Annotated in this window: 18 protein-coding genes; 9 read left to right on the forward strand and 9 right to left on the reverse strand. The window is 63.1% G+C overall.

Annotated elements, in window-relative coordinates; translation table 11 throughout:
• Positions 1-31 precede the first annotated feature (31 nt).
• A complete protein-coding gene (locus tag BLR34_RS04125) occupies positions 32-865 on the forward strand; it encodes an inositol monophosphatase family protein (RefSeq protein WP_092699731.1) in 834 nt (277 codons plus the stop codon).
• A 64-nt stretch (positions 866-929) separates the two neighbouring features.
• Positions 930-2,078, forward strand: a complete 1,149-nt coding sequence (locus BLR34_RS04130; RefSeq protein WP_092699733.1) for a DUF63 family protein — start codon at positions 930-932, stop codon at positions 2,076-2,078.
• Here BLR34_RS04130 and BLR34_RS04135 read toward each other — a convergent pair whose 3' ends face one another.
• Positions 2,079-3,776 carry a YcaO-like family protein gene (locus BLR34_RS04135; RefSeq protein WP_092699735.1) on the reverse strand — a complete coding sequence of 566 codons (1,698 nt, stop codon included), beginning with the start codon at positions 3,774-3,776 and terminating at the stop codon, positions 2,079-2,081.
• Positions 3,777-3,907: 131 nt separating this feature from the next.
• On the opposite strand from BLR34_RS04135, the gene BLR34_RS04140 reads away from it, so the two are divergent.
• Positions 3,908-4,294 (forward strand): hypothetical protein, encoded by a 387-nt coding sequence (locus BLR34_RS04140; protein WP_092699737.1) that lies wholly within the window; start codon positions 3,908-3,910, stop codon positions 4,292-4,294.
• 149 nt (positions 4,295-4,443) lie between these two features.
• Here BLR34_RS04140 and BLR34_RS04145 read toward each other — a convergent pair whose 3' ends face one another.
• The 4 genes from BLR34_RS04145 to BLR34_RS04160 all read right to left on the reverse strand — a co-directional run bounded on the left by BLR34_RS04145 (position 4,444) and on the right by BLR34_RS04160 (position 7,992).
• Positions 4,444-4,638 (reverse strand): hypothetical protein, encoded by a 195-nt coding sequence (locus tag BLR34_RS04145; protein ID WP_092699739.1) that lies wholly within the window; start codon positions 4,636-4,638, stop codon positions 4,444-4,446.
• Between the two features lie 45 nt (positions 4,639-4,683).
• Complete coding sequence (locus BLR34_RS04150) at positions 4,684-5,733, reverse strand: NAD(P)/FAD-dependent oxidoreductase (RefSeq protein WP_092699741.1); 1,050 nt, start codon at positions 5,731-5,733, stop codon at positions 4,684-4,686.
• Positions 5,734-5,803: 70 nt separating this feature from the next.
• Entirely contained in the window at positions 5,804-7,495 is a 1,692-nt protein-coding gene (locus tag BLR34_RS04155; protein ID WP_092699743.1) for an NAD(+)/NADH kinase, read from the reverse strand.
• Positions 7,496-7,542: 47 nt separating this feature from the next.
• Positions 7,543-7,992, reverse strand: a complete 450-nt coding sequence (locus tag BLR34_RS04160) for a CBS domain-containing protein (RefSeq protein ID WP_092699745.1) — start codon at positions 7,990-7,992, stop codon at positions 7,543-7,545.
• 91 nt (positions 7,993-8,083) lie between these two features.
• Between BLR34_RS04160 and BLR34_RS04165 the strand changes: the two genes are divergently transcribed.
• Positions 8,084-9,424: a DUF92 domain-containing protein gene (locus BLR34_RS04165; protein ID WP_092699747.1), complete on the forward strand. Its 1,341-nt coding sequence runs from the start codon at positions 8,084-8,086 to the stop codon at positions 9,422-9,424.
• Between the two features lies 1 nt (position 9,425).
• Positions 9,426-9,839, forward strand: a complete 414-nt coding sequence (locus BLR34_RS04170; protein WP_092699749.1) for a GNAT family N-acetyltransferase — start codon at positions 9,426-9,428, stop codon at positions 9,837-9,839.
• A 1-nt stretch (position 9,840) separates the two neighbouring features.
• Here BLR34_RS04170 and BLR34_RS04175 read toward each other — a convergent pair whose 3' ends face one another.
• A complete protein-coding gene (locus BLR34_RS04175; RefSeq protein WP_092699751.1) occupies positions 9,841-10,104 on the reverse strand; it encodes a hypothetical protein in 264 nt (87 codons plus the stop codon).
• A 60-nt stretch (positions 10,105-10,164) separates the two neighbouring features.
• Positions 10,165-10,596 (reverse strand): cupredoxin domain-containing protein, encoded by a 432-nt coding sequence (locus BLR34_RS04180; protein WP_092699753.1) that lies wholly within the window; start codon positions 10,594-10,596, stop codon positions 10,165-10,167.
• 97 nt (positions 10,597-10,693) lie between these two features.
• Between BLR34_RS04180 and BLR34_RS04185 the strand changes: the two genes are divergently transcribed.
• Complete coding sequence (locus BLR34_RS04185; protein WP_092699993.1) at positions 10,694-11,965, forward strand: HEAT repeat domain-containing protein; 1,272 nt, start codon at positions 10,694-10,696, stop codon at positions 11,963-11,965.
• On the opposite strand, the gene BLR34_RS04190 is transcribed toward BLR34_RS04185, so the two are convergent.
• Positions 11,966-13,108: a CBS domain-containing protein gene (locus BLR34_RS04190; RefSeq protein WP_092699755.1), complete on the reverse strand. Its 1,143-nt coding sequence runs from the start codon at positions 13,106-13,108 to the stop codon at positions 11,966-11,968.
• A gap of 218 nt (positions 13,109-13,326) precedes the next feature.
• Positions 13,327-13,812, reverse strand: a complete 486-nt coding sequence (locus BLR34_RS04195) for a DUF309 domain-containing protein (RefSeq protein ID WP_092699757.1) — start codon at positions 13,810-13,812, stop codon at positions 13,327-13,329.
• Positions 13,813-13,910: 98 nt separating this feature from the next.
• On the opposite strand from BLR34_RS04195, the gene BLR34_RS04200 reads away from it, so the two are divergent.
• The 3 genes from BLR34_RS04200 to BLR34_RS04210 all read left to right on the forward strand — a co-directional run bounded on the left by BLR34_RS04200 (position 13,911) and on the right by BLR34_RS04210 (position 15,941).
• Positions 13,911-14,093, forward strand: coding sequence for a hypothetical protein (locus BLR34_RS04200; RefSeq protein WP_092699759.1), 183 nt, complete (start codon positions 13,911-13,913; stop codon positions 14,091-14,093).
• Between the two features lie 174 nt (positions 14,094-14,267).
• Positions 14,268-14,972: a glycerophosphodiester phosphodiesterase family protein gene (locus BLR34_RS04205; RefSeq protein WP_092699761.1), complete on the forward strand. Its 705-nt coding sequence runs from the start codon at positions 14,268-14,270 to the stop codon at positions 14,970-14,972.
• Between the two features lie 96 nt (positions 14,973-15,068).
• Positions 15,069-15,941, forward strand: a complete 873-nt coding sequence (locus BLR34_RS04210; protein WP_092699763.1) for a universal stress protein — start codon at positions 15,069-15,071, stop codon at positions 15,939-15,941.
• Positions 15,942-15,950: the final 9 nt, after the last annotated feature.

The following is a 15,950-nucleotide window of genomic DNA, read 5'->3' on the forward strand; positions in this document are numbered from 1 at the left end:
GCCTATCACGCAGCACTCGTGAAGGGGAGGTATGACAGACGAATCACATCGGGCGGCGGTAGCCGAGCGAGCAGCCCGCGCCGGTGGCGTCGTCGCGCGAGGGACGTTTCGAGACGGGGTCGAACCCGAGAGAAAGGGTGACAAAAACGACCTGGTGAGTATGGCCGACAGAGACACACAGCTACAGGTCATCTCGACCATCTCACAGGAGTTCCCGGGTGCGACGCTGGTCTGTGAAGAAGACGTCGAGCCCGTAGACGCAGGCAACGACCTCTCGCTCGTCGAGAGCGTCCCGGAGACGGGCGATGCATGGGTCGTCGACCCCATCGACGGCACCGGGAACTACCTCCGGGGTATCCAGTTCTGGGGCACGGTCGTCGCGGCTGTGACAGACGGCGAACCGGTCGCTGTCGCGACCTACATGCCGGCACTCGAGGACATCTACACCGCTGGTCCCGAGAGTGTCACTCGCAACGATACGTCGATGCAGGTGAGCGACCGCGAGGACCCCGAAACGTTCGCTGTCGGGTTCAACGGCTGGTGGCCGGTCACCGGCCGTAGCGAGTGGACGCCGCTGTTCGAGGGCACAATCGAACAGTTCGGCGATGTCCGTCGATTCGGTGCGATGCAGGGTGTCCTCGCGCTCGTCGCCGCCGGCAGCCTCGACGCGGCGTTCATGCCGACGCGCCCACAACCCTGGGACTCGCTGGCCGGTGTCCACCTCGTGCGGGAGGCCGGTGGGGTCGCGACCGATATCCACGGCGGCCGCTGGCAGGTAGACAGCGAGGGACTGGTCGTCTCGAACGGGAACGCCCACGAGCGGCTACTGGAGACGATTCAAAACGGCATCGGGCTGGAAGCCTGACCCCGCGTGTGTCGCTGCGCACGAGACCGGAATCTAAAAACCGCCGGCCCACCGCCTTGCCAGTATGAACCTGCTGGACCGATACGACGTGAGTCCCGAGTTGGCGTGGGTGGCGGCGTTCCTCAGTGGCGTGGTCGCCCTCGTCGGCGGCGCGCTCGCGTTCCCACAGCGCGTATACGACGAGGTTCTCTGGCGGTATTTCATCGGCCCCGTTCGCGTCGATGCAACAGAGTACGACTGCCTCGTCTACGACAAAAGCAGCGCCGAAATACTGACCCCCGAGAGCACGTCGTGTCTCGCCGACGCCAACCAGTTCGTCGTCACAGAGGGGTACACCGTCACCTCCACGGCAGGCTACATCGCGATTCTCGTCTTCATGCTCGCGGGCATCTACCTCCTGCTCGACCGCTTTAGCCTCCGTCCCTACCGTGGATTTTTCTACTCGCTGTTCCCGTTCATGCTCTTTGGGGGCGTGTTGCGAACCGTCGAGGATAGCTTCATCGCGGCACTGGACGCCGGCGCGACGCCCGGCCTGGAGTATCCAGTTAGCGCGCTCCTCATCAGTCCGTTCATCTATTTCACTGTCTTCGCTATCGCGCTCGGCGCGTTCCTGCTCGGCAAGTTCCTCCATGGCCGAGAGATAACCGACACCTGGACGCGACCGATTGCCGGCGCCGGGACGGCTATCCTCGCTGTCTCGTTTGTCTATCTCGTCTCGCTTTCGCTGACGACCGACTACGTATCACTGTACCCGGGCATCCTCGCGGTCACACTCGGGGTTGCGACGCTGTGTACCGCCGGCGTCTACGTCCTCGCTGACAGATGGGCCCCCTGGGTACACGAGGGGACCGGTCGGATGGGACTGGTCGTCATCTGGGCACACGCCGTCGACGGTGCGGCGAACGTTCTCGCCAACGACTGGACCCAGATATGGCACGGCCTCGATTACGGCGCAAAACACCCGTTCAATCAGTTCGTGATGAACACGACAAACAGCCTCCAGGGCGGAACAGAGATTCTCGGCACCTACGTCGGCGAGGCGTGGCCGTTCCTGCTGGTGAAACTCGCAGCCCCAGTGTTGATACTCGCGCTGTTCGACGAGCAGTTCATGGACGAGAGCCCGCGGTTTGCTGTCCTCTTGCTCGGTGCGGTCGTCGCGGTCGGTCTTGGCCCCGGGACGCGCGATATGGTCAGAGTCGCGCTCGCTATCTGATTACGGGAACGGGTGGTGGTCATAGTCGAGTCGCGGCGAAAACCCAAGCTCTCCTGGCACGCGGCTGGCTCGCTCACCGAAGTAGATGTCGCCGAAACACATCGGCTGTGCCTCGGGAACCGTGACACGCACGGCCTCGAACCCGAGGCGCTCGACATCACGGGTCGTCGTCCGCACCGCGTAGGCGCTGAGCCCGGCGTCGGTGACCCGTGCGACGACCTCGTCGAGTGCCTGTGCGCCGGTCGGTATCTCTGCTGGCCCGACAGAGTGTGCTGGAATTGTCGCCTCGGTTTCGACATACGCCCTGGCAGTGTCGGGAAAGCGCGCGTAGCGTCCGATTTCGCCGAGCGCATCGCGTGCCGCGTCTTCGCCCATCCCGTCTAACTCCATCCAGTTCTGGAGGGCCTCGGCGAGGGCCGACCGGGCGGCGGCTGATACGTCCAGGTCCGCATCGGAGCCCAGCGCGAACCGAGGCCAGGCGTCACGGTGAACCGCGACGGCGACGACCGGCACGTCGATATCTTGCGTGACGAGCATCGGTGTCACCGAGAGGTCCTCAGAGCGCGCGCGTTCGGTCATCGTCCCGAACACCTCGTCGTCGATATCGAGTTCGAGCGGGTCGAACGTCGAGTACCACGACAGCATCGTCGCGTCCCGTTCGACGACCTCGTACAGCCCCGACAGCAGTGCTTCAATGTCGCTGTTGCCCAGACCCAGCCCGGTCGTAATCGGGGGTCTGTAGCGACGTGACGGCGGCGGGAAGTGGACGAACTCCGCAGGGAGCATTGCCTCCTCGCGCGTCGAGAGGTCTTCGCCTGGCACCCACTCGATTTCGGCGCCGTCGGCCTCGTCGCGGGTGACGAACGAGGCCGGCTCGACCGCGTTCGATATCTCCGCTGGTGTTCCCGTCTCGAAGCTGTCGACCCGGTAGATACCGGCGCAGTAGCGTTCGAGCGCCTCGCCGAGGGCGCGCATGAAGGCGCCGTCCCAGTCTGGCGCGACGCCGGCGGCGTCACGCGCCGCGCTCACGTCGCTGAACCCTGCGGTGTCACAGCTCTGGGCCAGATAGTACGGGACCGGGAACGACTGCGCCTCGCCGACTTCTTGCACGATGCCGAGCATGTCGTCGAAAGCGCGCTCTGCACGCGTCAACGAGTCGTCTAGGTCGCGCTCGATGTACTCCCGCGGGAGGTCACGGTCCCGGCCTGTGTCACAGGCACAGTTCGGAAGGGGCAGAAACTCTCGTTCGTTGAACGGAACGACGACGACGCGACCGAAGATGTCGGCATCAGACTCGACGGCGCGAACCGCCTCTCTTCCCGCGACCGCTCCGGCGAACCGACTGGTGTGTGGTGCCGGGGCCGCCGCTGGCTCTGCCTGTGGGTCGAGATTGGCGTTGACGCGCCCAGAGAGACACTCGTAACAGCCCGTCTCGGGGCCGAACCCGGCGACAGCGGCGTCGACGATGGGGATGCCACCGACGCCGCCGAGTTCGACCGCGACCCACTGGAGGCCAATCTCGAGTGCGCGTTCGTTGACCAAATCGAAGCGGTCGTCGCCGACCTGGCCGACGACCACCGCCAGTTCTAAATCTGCCAGTTCCGTCCGGTCACGACGCTCCGTGTCGACACCCACGTCGCCGAGTGCCGCCTCGGCCGCCGCGGCTGCCGGCCCACTACCGACGATACCGACTGTCATGCCCGTGACGACGTAGGGACAGACCAAAAAGTCCCGGGAGAGCAGTGTCCCCGCGAGATGGACGGCCCACTTAAAGCCTGCAGTATCCCAGGCCAACCCCTATCCTGCTACCGGAGCCACTGTCTCCTACGATGTACGACATGACCGCAGACCGAGAGAACAATCGCCTCTACATCGACCTGGCAGGGCGGATGGATGCCGAGGAAATCGAAGCAGCAGCCGAGGCGGCCGTCAGTGAGGCAGAGACACTCGACGACGAGTTCGATATCATCAACGACCTGTCGGGGTTCAAGCCACCGTCGCCCGAAGCGGCCGAGCCAATCAAGGACGCACAGGGAACGCTCAGAGAGATGGGCGTCGACCGAGTCGTCCGCGTCATCGACGAGGACACGAGTACAATCGTCTTGCACGCCTTCGAGCGGCGGTCGACGGATGTCGGCTACAGCGGCGAGCGCGCGGACTCGGTCGCCGAGGCCGAGCGCCTTCTGGACACCCACGAGATTGCTGGGTATACGTAGCGCGGACCCAGTGTGTCGAGAACCGCTCTTTCGACAAGCGCCTCGTCGTGATTGTTTCGAGTGGTCGATGTATTGAGACGTTCCGCTGTCTGTTACACGCCATGACACAGCGATATCCGCGACGAGGAACTGAGCCGCGATAACCAGTATCAGTTGAGCGTAAGGTAGCGGTGTACTTCGAGCAGCAAGACCACCAGCAACAGCGCAAACGTGGGCCACCAGATGAGTGCCCCGAACGAGAACACGCCGAGAAACGTCGTCACGGCGCTGGCCGCGAGCGCGACCGCTGTGAGCGCGTAGACAAGAACGTACCCCATTCGCTCTAGGAGGATATATCCCTGCATCGTGGTGGGCGTCTATTCGCCCGGTAGTAAAATAAGTATCAGTTATCAGTCGTCGTCAGCCGTCGCCTGTGGGGCCGCAGTGTCGCGCTCGGGGACGTCTTCGAGGTATTCGTCGGCATCGAGAGCCGCCTTGACGCCCATCCCGCCGGCGGTGGCCGCCTGCTGGTAGTGGTGGTCGACCACGTCGCCGGCCCCGAAGATGCCGCCGACACCGGTCCGGGTCTGGCCGCCGCCGTCGCCGCCCTGTACCGTGACATAGCCCGTCTCGTCGAGTTCGACACCGGTGCCTTCGAAGTACTCGGTGTTTGGCGTGTGGCCGATTGCGTAGAAGACGGCACCCACGTCCATGTCGAGGGTCTCGGTCCCGTCGTCGTCCAGATTGTCTTTCGGGTACCCCGACTCGTTTTGGGCGAGCGTGACGTGGTCGACGCCTTCCTCCTGTGAGCCGTGGATTTCGAGCAACTCGGTGTTTCGCAGGATATCGATGTCACCGTCCTCTGCTTTCTCCTGAACGCGGTCGACCCAGTGGGCTTCGGCGCGGAACTCCTCGCGTCTGTGTGCGATGTACACCGTGTCCGCGAACTTCGTGAGGAAAGTCGCTTCCTCCATCGCTGCGTCGCCGCCGCCGACGACAAGCATGTCCTCGCCCTTGAAAAAGGCGCCGTCGCAGGTGGCACACGTCGACAGTCCGTATCCCATCAGTTCGTCCTCGCCGGGAACGCCGAGCGTCCGGGCGCTCGCGCCGGATGCGGCGATGAACGCGTCGGCCGTGTAGGTGTCGCCGTTTGCACACTCGACGCGAATCCGGCCGTCGTCGAGTTTCGTCACGGACTCGACGACGCCGTGGTCGATGTCGGCCCCGAACTGGGTCGCCTGCTCTTTCATCTTGTTGATTAAATCCGGCCCACTGATGGCGTCCGGGAAGCCGGGATAGTTGGCAACCTCGGTCGTGAGCGTGAGTTGACCGCCCGGCTCGTCGCCTTCGAGGACGAGCGGGTCGTTGTTCGCACGTCCGGCGTAGATAGCCGCCGACAGTCCCGCGATTCCTGTACCAGCAATGATGAGCCGCCGGTGTTGGGCAGGTTCGTCTGTCATTACCCTATCTAGGGGTATCGCCGGTTTGTAAATTGCGCTCTCTTGTCCCAGCCAGACACAACCGTCCCGGTCAGAAGCCGTCCTCGGGGAACGCTTCGAGCAGGGCGCCGTGGAGCGAGCCGTTCGAGGAGAGCAACGACGCACGGGTACCGGTGTCTTCGAGTCGAAGTTGGTAGTCGCTGCCGTCGGCGTGTGTCGATTCGCCGCCGGCCTCGCGGAGGATACACAGCCCCGCGGCGACATCCCATGGGTAGGTGTCGTACTCCCAGTGGGCGTCGGCGCTACCGGCGGCCACATAACAGAGATGGAGCGAGGCACAGCCCAGCCGTCGGACGCCACGGGCCCGCCGATAGAATCGCTTGAGGAACTCGCCGGTCGGGTCATAGCCCGAGAGCAGCATGCTCTCGTCGATGCGAGCGCGGTCAGTCGGCTCGATTGGCGTCTCGTTGCGGTACGCACCGTTGCCCTGGACGGCGTGGAACAGTTCTCCGGTGACGGGGCTGTAGACGACGCCAACGACCGGTGTCCCGGCACGCACCAGCGCAATAGCGACAGTGAAATTCGGATTACCGTGGACGAAGTTGCCTGTGCCGTCGATAGGGTCGATGACCCACGTGTACGGTCCAGAGCCGGCGTTGACAGTCCACCCTTCGGAGAGAATCGTGTGGTCGGGAAACGCGGAACTCACGATGGACGTAATGATACGTTCGCTACGGGAGATGGCCGCCCCGACGAGTTCCTCGCTGACCAGCCCGGAGTCAGAGCGCTCGATACGGTCGTAAATCCGCCTTGCGGGTCTACCGGCGGCGATAGCGGCCTCTCTGGCCACGCCGCTTGCAGTCGTGAGCAGGTCGGTTGGGCCAGCGGCAGGCTCGCGGTGGCTCGTGTCGGTGCGCTGTTCGACGTTCCAGCCGAGTTTCGAAGTCAGGGCATCCATCATCGTCTCGCTGAAGGAGCTTCTGACCAGATAGGCGGGCGTCTCCGCACCGGTGACCGTGACTCTCGTCTCGGCGGGGACAGCCCGTTCGGGCCGGGAGCCGTCGACAGAGAGCCGTATCTCGCCCGTCGGAACGACCGTAATCTCGGATTCGGCGTCGACGACGAGCGGTCGGACGCCCGCGTTGTGTGTATGAAGGGGCGTAATCTGGAGGGTTTCGTTGTCGCCCGGAAAGTGAATCGGACCGCCCGAGGAGAGCGCCATCGCAGTCGACCCCGTCGGCGTGTTCACGAGCACCCCTTCGCCCTCGTATCTCCCGACGTACTCGCCGTCGACAAAGACTTCGAGTTCGCATTGGCCGGTTTCCTCTCGGTTCGAGTTCGGTCGATGTGTGAACCTGTCGGGCCCATCGAACTGGATTTCGTTGATGCCCGTCTCGTCGATATCGTCGGTCACGACGCGAGCCTGCAGGTGCTCCGTAATCGTCGCCTCGCCGCCGAGAATCTCGTCGAACGTCTCCGGGATGGCATCGGGAGCGGTGACAGTCAAGAACCCGAGCGTCCCGGTGTCGATGCTGAGAAACGGTATCTCGCGCGGCGCGAACTCCTCGACTGCGCGCAGGAACGTGCCGTCACCGCCGACGACGACACCGAGCACGTCGCCGCCAGTGATGCGGTACTCCTCGATTGTCTCGCCGACATCGTAGGTCACGAACGCCAGCCCGTGGTCTGCGACGGCCGACGCGACCGAGTCGACGACCTCGTCGGTCCCGGGCGCTGCGATGCAGACGACGCGCTCGGTCGTAGCCAGCCGGGACCCTCTCATTACCGTGGCTGATGGTTCCGCCGTGGATAAGTCGTTTGCCCTCGGCGTCAGTCGTGGTAGTACTCCATACCGGAGCGCTCGTAGGCCGGCGAGGAACTCCGAATCGCGGTCCCGACGTGCTGGAGTTCCATCCCGAGCAGGACGACCACGTCACTCAGCGAGATGATGCCGGCGAGTTCGCCGTCTTCGACGACAGGGACGCGTCTGAGTCCCTTCTGTGAGAGCAGTTCCACCAGGTCGTACACTCCGGCGTCGCCTTCGATTGTCGGCGTCTCCTCGTCGACGACCTCGACGATATCCGTCTCCTCGGCGTCGAAGGTCTCGTCGAGGACGGCCATCGCGAGGTCGCGGTCGCTGACGAGTCCGAGCGGTTCCTCGTCATCGACGACGACGACGCTCCCCACGGCTTCGCCGTGCATCCGCCGGATGACGGCAGCAACTGACTCCCCCGGCCCCACGGTCACCACGTTCGTTCGTGCGATGTCTATGACTGCCATATATCCATTTCACGGCTCTGCCCTACAAGCCTGACGCTCCTTGACAGACGGTTCGGAAAGCGTAAGTGCCGGTCGGGAATATCGGACGACTGTGACAACTGCAGTCCGGCGTGCAGCCGCGTTCGCGCTGGTCGGCTGTCTCGCGCTCGTCGGGCCGTGGGTCCTCGGTGTCGAGGAGCCGGCCGTCGCCACTGTCGCTGCGATTGGGCCATTCTTAGCAGTGGCAGCCGGCGCGCTCTGGCTCGACTCCGAGACCGTCCTCTTCGAGCTGTTCGCCCGGCCAGCCGACAGACGCAACGGAACGCTCTACGGGCTAGCGGTGTTCTCGCTGGCGGCCGCAGGCCTGGCGACGCTCACCGTCGGCTTCGGGATGCCAACCTCGGTATACGTCGGAACCGTTCTCCTCTTAGTCTTTGGCAATCTCGCCGCCCAACTCGTCCGTGCCTACCGGTACGAGCAGGTGCGGGCGACCGCAGGGTTCGTCGTCGGCGGCTTTGTTGCCGCGGCAGCGGGCCAGTTGACGACCGTCCAGCTCACGGCGGAGTCGGTCGGCGTCCCGCTCGTGACCTTCCTCGCCGCGAGCGGGGCACTGTTTGCCGCACTTCTCCAGCAGATGTTACACCGGCGCGACGACGCGATGGTGCTCGTGGCTGTGGCACTGATGCTCTGGCTGTTTTCGACGCTGCCACTCGATATCACGACGACGCGCATCGCGGTCGCACTCGGACTGACGCTCGTGCTCGGCTACGCCTCGTACACGCTCGAAACCGCGTCATTGGCCGGGATGCTCACTGGCGTCCTGCTCAGTCTGCTGACGATTGTTCTCGGGGATTACGCCTGGTTTGGCATCCTCGTCGCCTTCTTCGGTATCGGAGGCCTCGCCTCGAAGTTCCGGTTCGACCGCAAACTCGACCGCGGCGTCGCACAGGAAAACGAGGGGGCCCGGGGGACCGGCAACGTGTTAGCAAACTCGCTGGTCGCGCTGGTGGCCGTCCTGGCTGGTGCCGTGAGCACGGAGTACGGCGTCTCCGAGTCGGTGTTCTTCTATGCCTTTGCGGGTGCTGTCGGGGCCGCACTCGCCGATACGCTCTCCAGTGAAATTGGCGGCCTCTACGACAACCCACGGCTCGTGACGACACTCGAAGTCGCCGAGCCGGGTGTCGACGGCGCAGTTACCTGGCAAGGTGAACTCGCTGGGCTCTGTGGGGCGAGTATCGTCGCCGCAATCGCCTGGTTCGGCTTCGACGGCATCACGCTGCTGGGCGCGGGAACTATCGTCTTCGCCGGCTTCGTCGGCATGACCGTCGACAGTTTCCTTGGTGCGACCATCGAGGGGCGCTTCCTCGGTAATCAGGGCGTTAATTTCTCCGCGACGGTCGCCGCTGCCATCGTCGGCGCGGGGCTGGCGGCCATGCTTGACCTGCCACTCTGACATGGTTACCATTCGAGACGGACGGCCGACCGACCACACGAAACTGCGCACCATCCAGGAGAATGCGCTGTCTGCGTCGTCTCCTGGCCTGCTGGAGAGTGGTACACGCGGTCCGCTCGGGCTGGTCGTCGCAGACGACAATGGCCCCGTGGGGTACGTGCTCGTTCTGGAAAGCAAAGAGACGGCACTCTTGCTCGAACTGGCCGTCGCCTCGGCTCGGCAGGGTGACGGAATCGGGTCAGCGCTCCTCGAAGCGGCGCTCGCCCGGGTCGAAGCTGAGACAGTTCGGCTGACAGCTCACGCGGCAGACAGCCGTGTCCACCGGTTTTACGAGCGCCACGGGTTCGAGCGCAGAGACGTTCTCGACGGATACTTCGAGTCAGGCGACGGTATCGTCTTCACGAAACAGCTATGAATTAAGGTCGTAGCGGAAGTGGCGCGTGTCCGTCGGTTCGCATCACCTCACGGTTCCGGTCGGGCCACTCGAACAGCCGCTCTCGGAGGTGGTCACCGTCCTCGGTTTCGGGGTCCCACAGGCCAAGTACCGCCGTAATCGTCAGCACAGACCAGCCACCGTAGCCGACGAACACCGTCACTGGAACCATCACCACTATCGAGACCGAGAGTCGTACGAACCGTTCGGCGGCGCCGAGTTCTTCCTCGTCTAATTCAGTTGACATACACCAGCTACGCGGGAAATCGGGTTACGCATAGACTCCGTGTCTCAGGTGTAGAGACAGTCAGAATTCGACGACGACGCGGCCTTCCATGCCGGTTCCGGCCTCTGGACGGTAGTGAGGAATACAAAAGTAGGGGTACGTCGCTGCCTCCTCGAAGGTGAATGTGAACTCGTCGTTCGGTGAGAGGCCGCCGCCCCCACTGTTTTGCCACGCCGAGACGGCCTCGCTCTGTGAGTCGAAGTCGCCGGACGACCAGAAACCGACCGAGTCCGGCGTTGCGTTCTCGAAGGCGGTCACTGTGTGGGTGTGTGAACTCGTGTTGATGAAGGTGACAGTCGTTCCGGGTTCGACTCGTATCTCTTTGGGCCGGAACTTACTGATAGTCATTCCCACTTCGTTCTCGCCGGTCGGGTCCCCGCCCACGTCGAGACAGCCGGCGATGCCGGCTGCAACGCCACTTCCGACGGTCGCTATGAATCTCCGGCGCTCCATATCTGTGTCTCAGGAGTGCATTCATATAGGCACCACGGTTTTTCTGGCCCCATGAGAAAAGGAAACGCCTTTGCCCGAAACCGACACAGATGGAGACATGAGCAACGGGGACAGCGACGACGGCTCTGAGGATGCGGATGTCGACCCTGCCGACCCCGCACCCTTCGAATCGCGACTCGACGAGGCCGCAGATGCGGTCGAGGCCGCCGAGACCGAGGCGGCCCTCGACGACGCCGATGAACTCGTCGACGAAATCGAAGCGGACCTCGAAGACGTGACCTTCGCGGTCGAAATCGAGGACGAAGACGCCGAGAACGAAGAGAAAGCAGAGAATCCGCGCGACAAGTTCGAGGACCGCATCTCCTCGCTACGAGACGATATCGAAGACCAGCGCGGCCCCTACGTCGAGGAGGTCGCCGACGCTCTCGAGAGTGCCGAATCGACAATCAAATCAAGCGAGTGGGCAAAGGAGGGTGTCCCCGAGGTCGTCGCGGCCGTCGAGTCGTACGTCGACACCGCGACGGTCGTCCTCTCTGGCTCGTACGGCGAGATGGGAGAGACACCGGAGGCGGCCGCAGAGACTCTTGTCGCAGTCCGAGAAGACATCACCGACAGCGGATTCCACCCCGATACCGACGAGAGCGAGATTCAGGAACTGCTCGAAACCGCCGAGGAGCTAGAGAGCGACCTCGAAGACGCGACGCTGTTTGGCGACCTCAAAGTCCGCGAACAGCTCCGACGTGAGGGGTTCTACGACGTACTCGAATCCGAGAACCGGAAGGACTTCCCGCCGGAGTGGACCGCGGTCAAGCTCTACGAGAAACGCGGTGAGGTCGAACCGATTCTCTCCGCGTTCGACAAGCTGGACTCGGATTTCATGCAGGAGAACATCCTCGACGCGCTCGAACACATCGCGCCCGAAGAAGCCTACGAGGAGGTCCAGGGGCTCGCACAGCGCCGGAACACCCAGGCTGTGCGTATTCTGGGCCGTATCGGCGACGAGCGTGCCTGTTCGACGCTGCACAACTTCCTGGGCGGCGGCGACGTCAAACTCGAAAAGACGACGCTTCGCGCACTCGGGATGATTGGTAACGAGGAGTCCACACCGGAAGTTGTCGAGCGCCTGGGTGCAGACAGTCCCGAGGTTCGCTCGGCCGCGGCCCGGTCGCTCGGACTCATCGGTGACACCCGTGCTATCGACCCGCTCGCCGACGTGCTCTCGGCCGACTCGGCAGACGAAGTGCGCGCGAGTGCAGCCTGGGCGCTCAACCAGATTGGCACTGAGCGGGCCCTCGCCGAAGCCGCAGCGTACGCTGACGACCGCTCGTATATCGTCCAGACGGAAGCAGAGAAAGCGGCGTCGAGCTAGCTACAGTTCGCCGAGTTTGCGGAGAAGCTGTCCCCTGTATTCCTCGTCGGCCTGGACGCCTTTGAGTTCGAGGACGCGCCGTTCTAGTTTGTCGATAGCGACACGGAAGGCGTTCTCTGCGCCGTATCCTTCGCCGGAGCCGGCGACCTGGCCGCGGTTGGTTCGCAGCCGAATCTGGGCCTGAATAAGCGGGGTCCCGCGTTTGGTCTCTTTGTGCCGGTGGAACCGGACGTGCGCGTGCTGGACCTGCATCTTCTGGTATTTCTGGGCGACCTCCTCGATTTCCTGGCGGATGGCATCCCGCGAGAGCGCCTCGATGAGGTCGATGTTCGTAATCTGAACGTCCATATGCTCCTGCTCGGTGTAGGTGAGCGCCCGCAGAACGTCGGTTTTCGTGATGATACCAGAGACGAGACGGTCGTCGTCGTCGGGCGTGACGACCATCCCGGCGTAGTCGTTGTCCAGCATCTGGCTGACGGCGTCGTCGACGGTGTCCTCGACGGTCGTCGTCGCGACGGGGCTGTTCATGATGTCGTATACCGGAATGTCCAGAATCCGGTCACGGTCGCCCGAGCGGTCGCCTTTCTGCTGGCGCTCCATGCCACGGACGGCGAAGTCTGCGATGTCGTGAGTGGTGACCATCCCAGCGATATGGCCCGCGTCGTCGAGCACCGGAAGCCGCGAGATGCCGTGTTCTCGGAGCAAGCCGATAGCGCGACCGATGTTGGTGTCTTCGGTGATTGTGATGACATCCTCCGTGTAGATGTCGCCGACGACGAGTGTGTCGAGGTTGTCCAGTACGGCCTCCAGAATGGCGTCTTCGGTTACGATTCCCCAGAGACTTTCGCCCTCGAAGACCGGCGCGATTTTGGCGTTGCTCTCGACGAGGACGCGTGCGACCTCACGAACGTCCTCGGTTCGGCCGACCTTGGGGGCAGAGCGGACCAGGCCGCGGACCTTCGCCTCGTCTTTGACGTGGGACTGGACGAGTTGACGCTCGTTGATGACACCTTCGTACTCCCCGTCTTCGGTGACGATGATGCCCTTCGGGTTGTCTCGCTCGAAGAGAGACCGAATCTTCCCGAGTCGTTCGTCAGCATCGACTCCCTCGTAGTCTGTTGTCGCGATATCAGCAATATCCATGGTTCTGCGTTGAGTTCGACGCGCGAGGTTATCAAACTTGGTTTCTTTATCATCCCGTGGGGACCGCGCCGGAGACGTTATGTCACGGCCGGGGCATCGTCCAAACTCACAGCGATTATTGCGGTCCGTTTCCTTACCTCATCACGAGACGAGTCGTATCACGTCGTGTGAAATTGGGCTGTTGCTGTCACGGCGGTAACGACTCGCAATAATCGCTATCAGTCCAGGTCCTCGGCGTAGGAGTAGTCCTGTGGGCGCGCCGTCGGGTGGGTGCTGTCGAGTGGTATCCGCCACTCATCCAGCAGCGTCGGCTCGGTCTGTGCGTTCGTCAGTGTCGTCTTGACGGCAAGTACATCGACACCGTAGTAGTCGGCGGGCACGCCGTGGAGGTATCGAAGTGCCGTCTCGAACAGCGACCGCATCCCGTCGTCGTTCTCGAAATCAGCGTGTTTGTACGCCCCAGCGGCGACCTGAACCATTCCATGAAGGAACGCGCTCTCTGTCGACCCGCGCCCGTAATTGTACCACTCGGCCTCGAGACAGTCGTGTGCCTCGTGGTAGGCTCCGGAGTTGTAGAGACGGACCCCGTGGACGACCGCGCGCCGCAAGGTTTCGTGTTCCCAGCGCTCGTCACGGCAACGCCATCCCGTCGGCGCGCCGGCCGCCGGCGGTCCGACGCTGTCGTCTCGCGTGTGTTCGTCCACAATCCGTCTTTTTGCGTGGTCTCACGTAACTTCCTCGCCCAGAGCAGCGTGAACTCTATATAGAACCACAGACACAGATATAGCTGAGGTCGTGATAGATGGCACTGCCTCGAACAGCACCAAGCTCGTGGACAGAGAGTCTCGACATCCCGAACGGACCGTTCGAAACGCGCGGTGACGACTACATCAGCGCCGAGTACACCAACGGCGTGCTCGAAATCAGGCCCCCGATTGCCGTCGACGGTGCCGCCACTGGCACCGAAATCCAGATTCAGCGCTAAGGCCACACGCTGACCACCAAGCGTGCGAACCGTTGTCTAGGTGTCGTGTTTCTGTCACCGGCATCCGAATTCTGCATTCAGGCGGTCTTAGAGAGTCTTTTACCGGTATATTCGTCGCCAATTTTATTCCGTTACTTACACATAACTGGGGTTTGTGAGTCCACACACGTTCGAATGGACTGGCTCAGAGAACGACCAATTGCTCACCGCGGCCTGCACTCAGACCGGGTACCCGAGAACTCGCTCCCGGCTTTCGAGAAGGCGGTGTCGGCAGGTTACCCGGCCGAACTGGACGTCCGGGTGACTGCAGACGGCGTTCCTGTCGTCTTTCACGACCGGAAGCTCGACCGCCTGACCGACAGTACCGGCGCAGTGCGTAACACGCGGTGGGAAGAACTTGCCGACTGTACGCTTCTCGACTCCGAAGAGACGGTCCAGCGGCTCGATACGGTCCTCGATGTTGTCGATGGGGAAGTGCCCCTGCTCATCGAGCTCAAAAACACGAATCGCCCCGGTAAACTGGAACGCGCGGTCGCGAGTTGTCTCGACGGCTACGATGGTGACTTCGCCATCCAATCGTTCAATCCGCTGGTTCTCTGGTGGTTCCGTCGTCACCGCTCGGAGTGGGCCCGCGGCCAGCTTGCACCGCTCGCGCTGGGGAGTGGGCTTCTCTCCCGGACGGTGCTGAAGTATCTCGTTCCGAGTGTCTACACGAACCCCGACTTCGTCGGCTACGGCTGTAATCTGCTCCCGAAGCTTCCGTTCTCTCGGGGAAACAAGGAGCGACACGTCCTCGCCTGGACGGTCCGCAGCGAGGACACGCTCAATCAGATCGAGCCCCACGTCGACAACGTGATTTTCGAGGCAATCCGGCCCTGAACGTCCTGTCCCGGTTGGGCCTGCTGGAGTTGTCCGGTAGCCAGTAGTCTCTCGGTGACCGGCTACTATTTTGTGTCTGCCGAGGGTAGATTGCGTATGTTCGACCAGATTCTCTTCCCCGTCGACGACAGCGAACAGACCGCGGCCGCGACCGACCACGCGCTCGCAATTGCGGCCGAACACGACGCGACACTCCACGTCCTGAACGTGGCAGACACGAACCAGTTGAGTCTCGCCCGCGTCCAAGGCGACGTCGTCGACGCGCTGATGACAGAGGGCGAGCGTGCCGTCGAAGAGACTGCCAGCCGCGCCCGACAGCACGGCGTGACAACGGTCACTGAAGTCATCCAGGGCCAGCCCTACACGACCATCGTCAACTACGCTGCCGACCGCGATATCGACCTCGTCGTCATGCCCACACACGGCCGCCAGAAGCTAGAGCGGTTCCTGATGGGGAGTACGACCGAACGCGTCTTACGACGGTCGGAGGTCCCGGTGTTGACGGTCCGCCCCGATACCGACAGTATCCCCGAGTACCCATACGACTCGGTACTGGTCGCGACTGACGGCAGCGACGCCGCCGGAGCGGCCACCGAGGTTAGTATCGACCTCGCTATGCACGCCGGGTCGGCGTTGCACGCGCTCTCTATTGTCGCAATTTCGGGGCTCGGCGACGACGTGCTAGATGACGAAGGGTTCACTGCCGTCGAAGAGGAAGCACAGGAGGTGGTCGACGACGCCATCGAACGGGCCGACGAATCCGGCGTGGTCGAGTCGAACGGGGCTGTCGAGCACGGCATCTCTATCTACGAGGAGGTGATTTCGTACGTCGAAGACAACGGTGTCTCCGCCATCGTCGTCGGCACACAGGGTCGCTCCGGCGTCGAGCGCTACCTGCTCGGGAGCGTCGCAGAGTATCTCGTCCGGACCGCACCGGTTCCGGTACTAACCGTCCAGACCGAAACGTAAACCCCGGCG

Source organism: Halovenus aranensis (assembly GCF_900100385.1).
In the GTDB taxonomy this organism is placed as follows: Archaea; Halobacteriota; Halobacteria; order Halobacteriales; family Haloarculaceae; genus Halovenus; species Halovenus aranensis.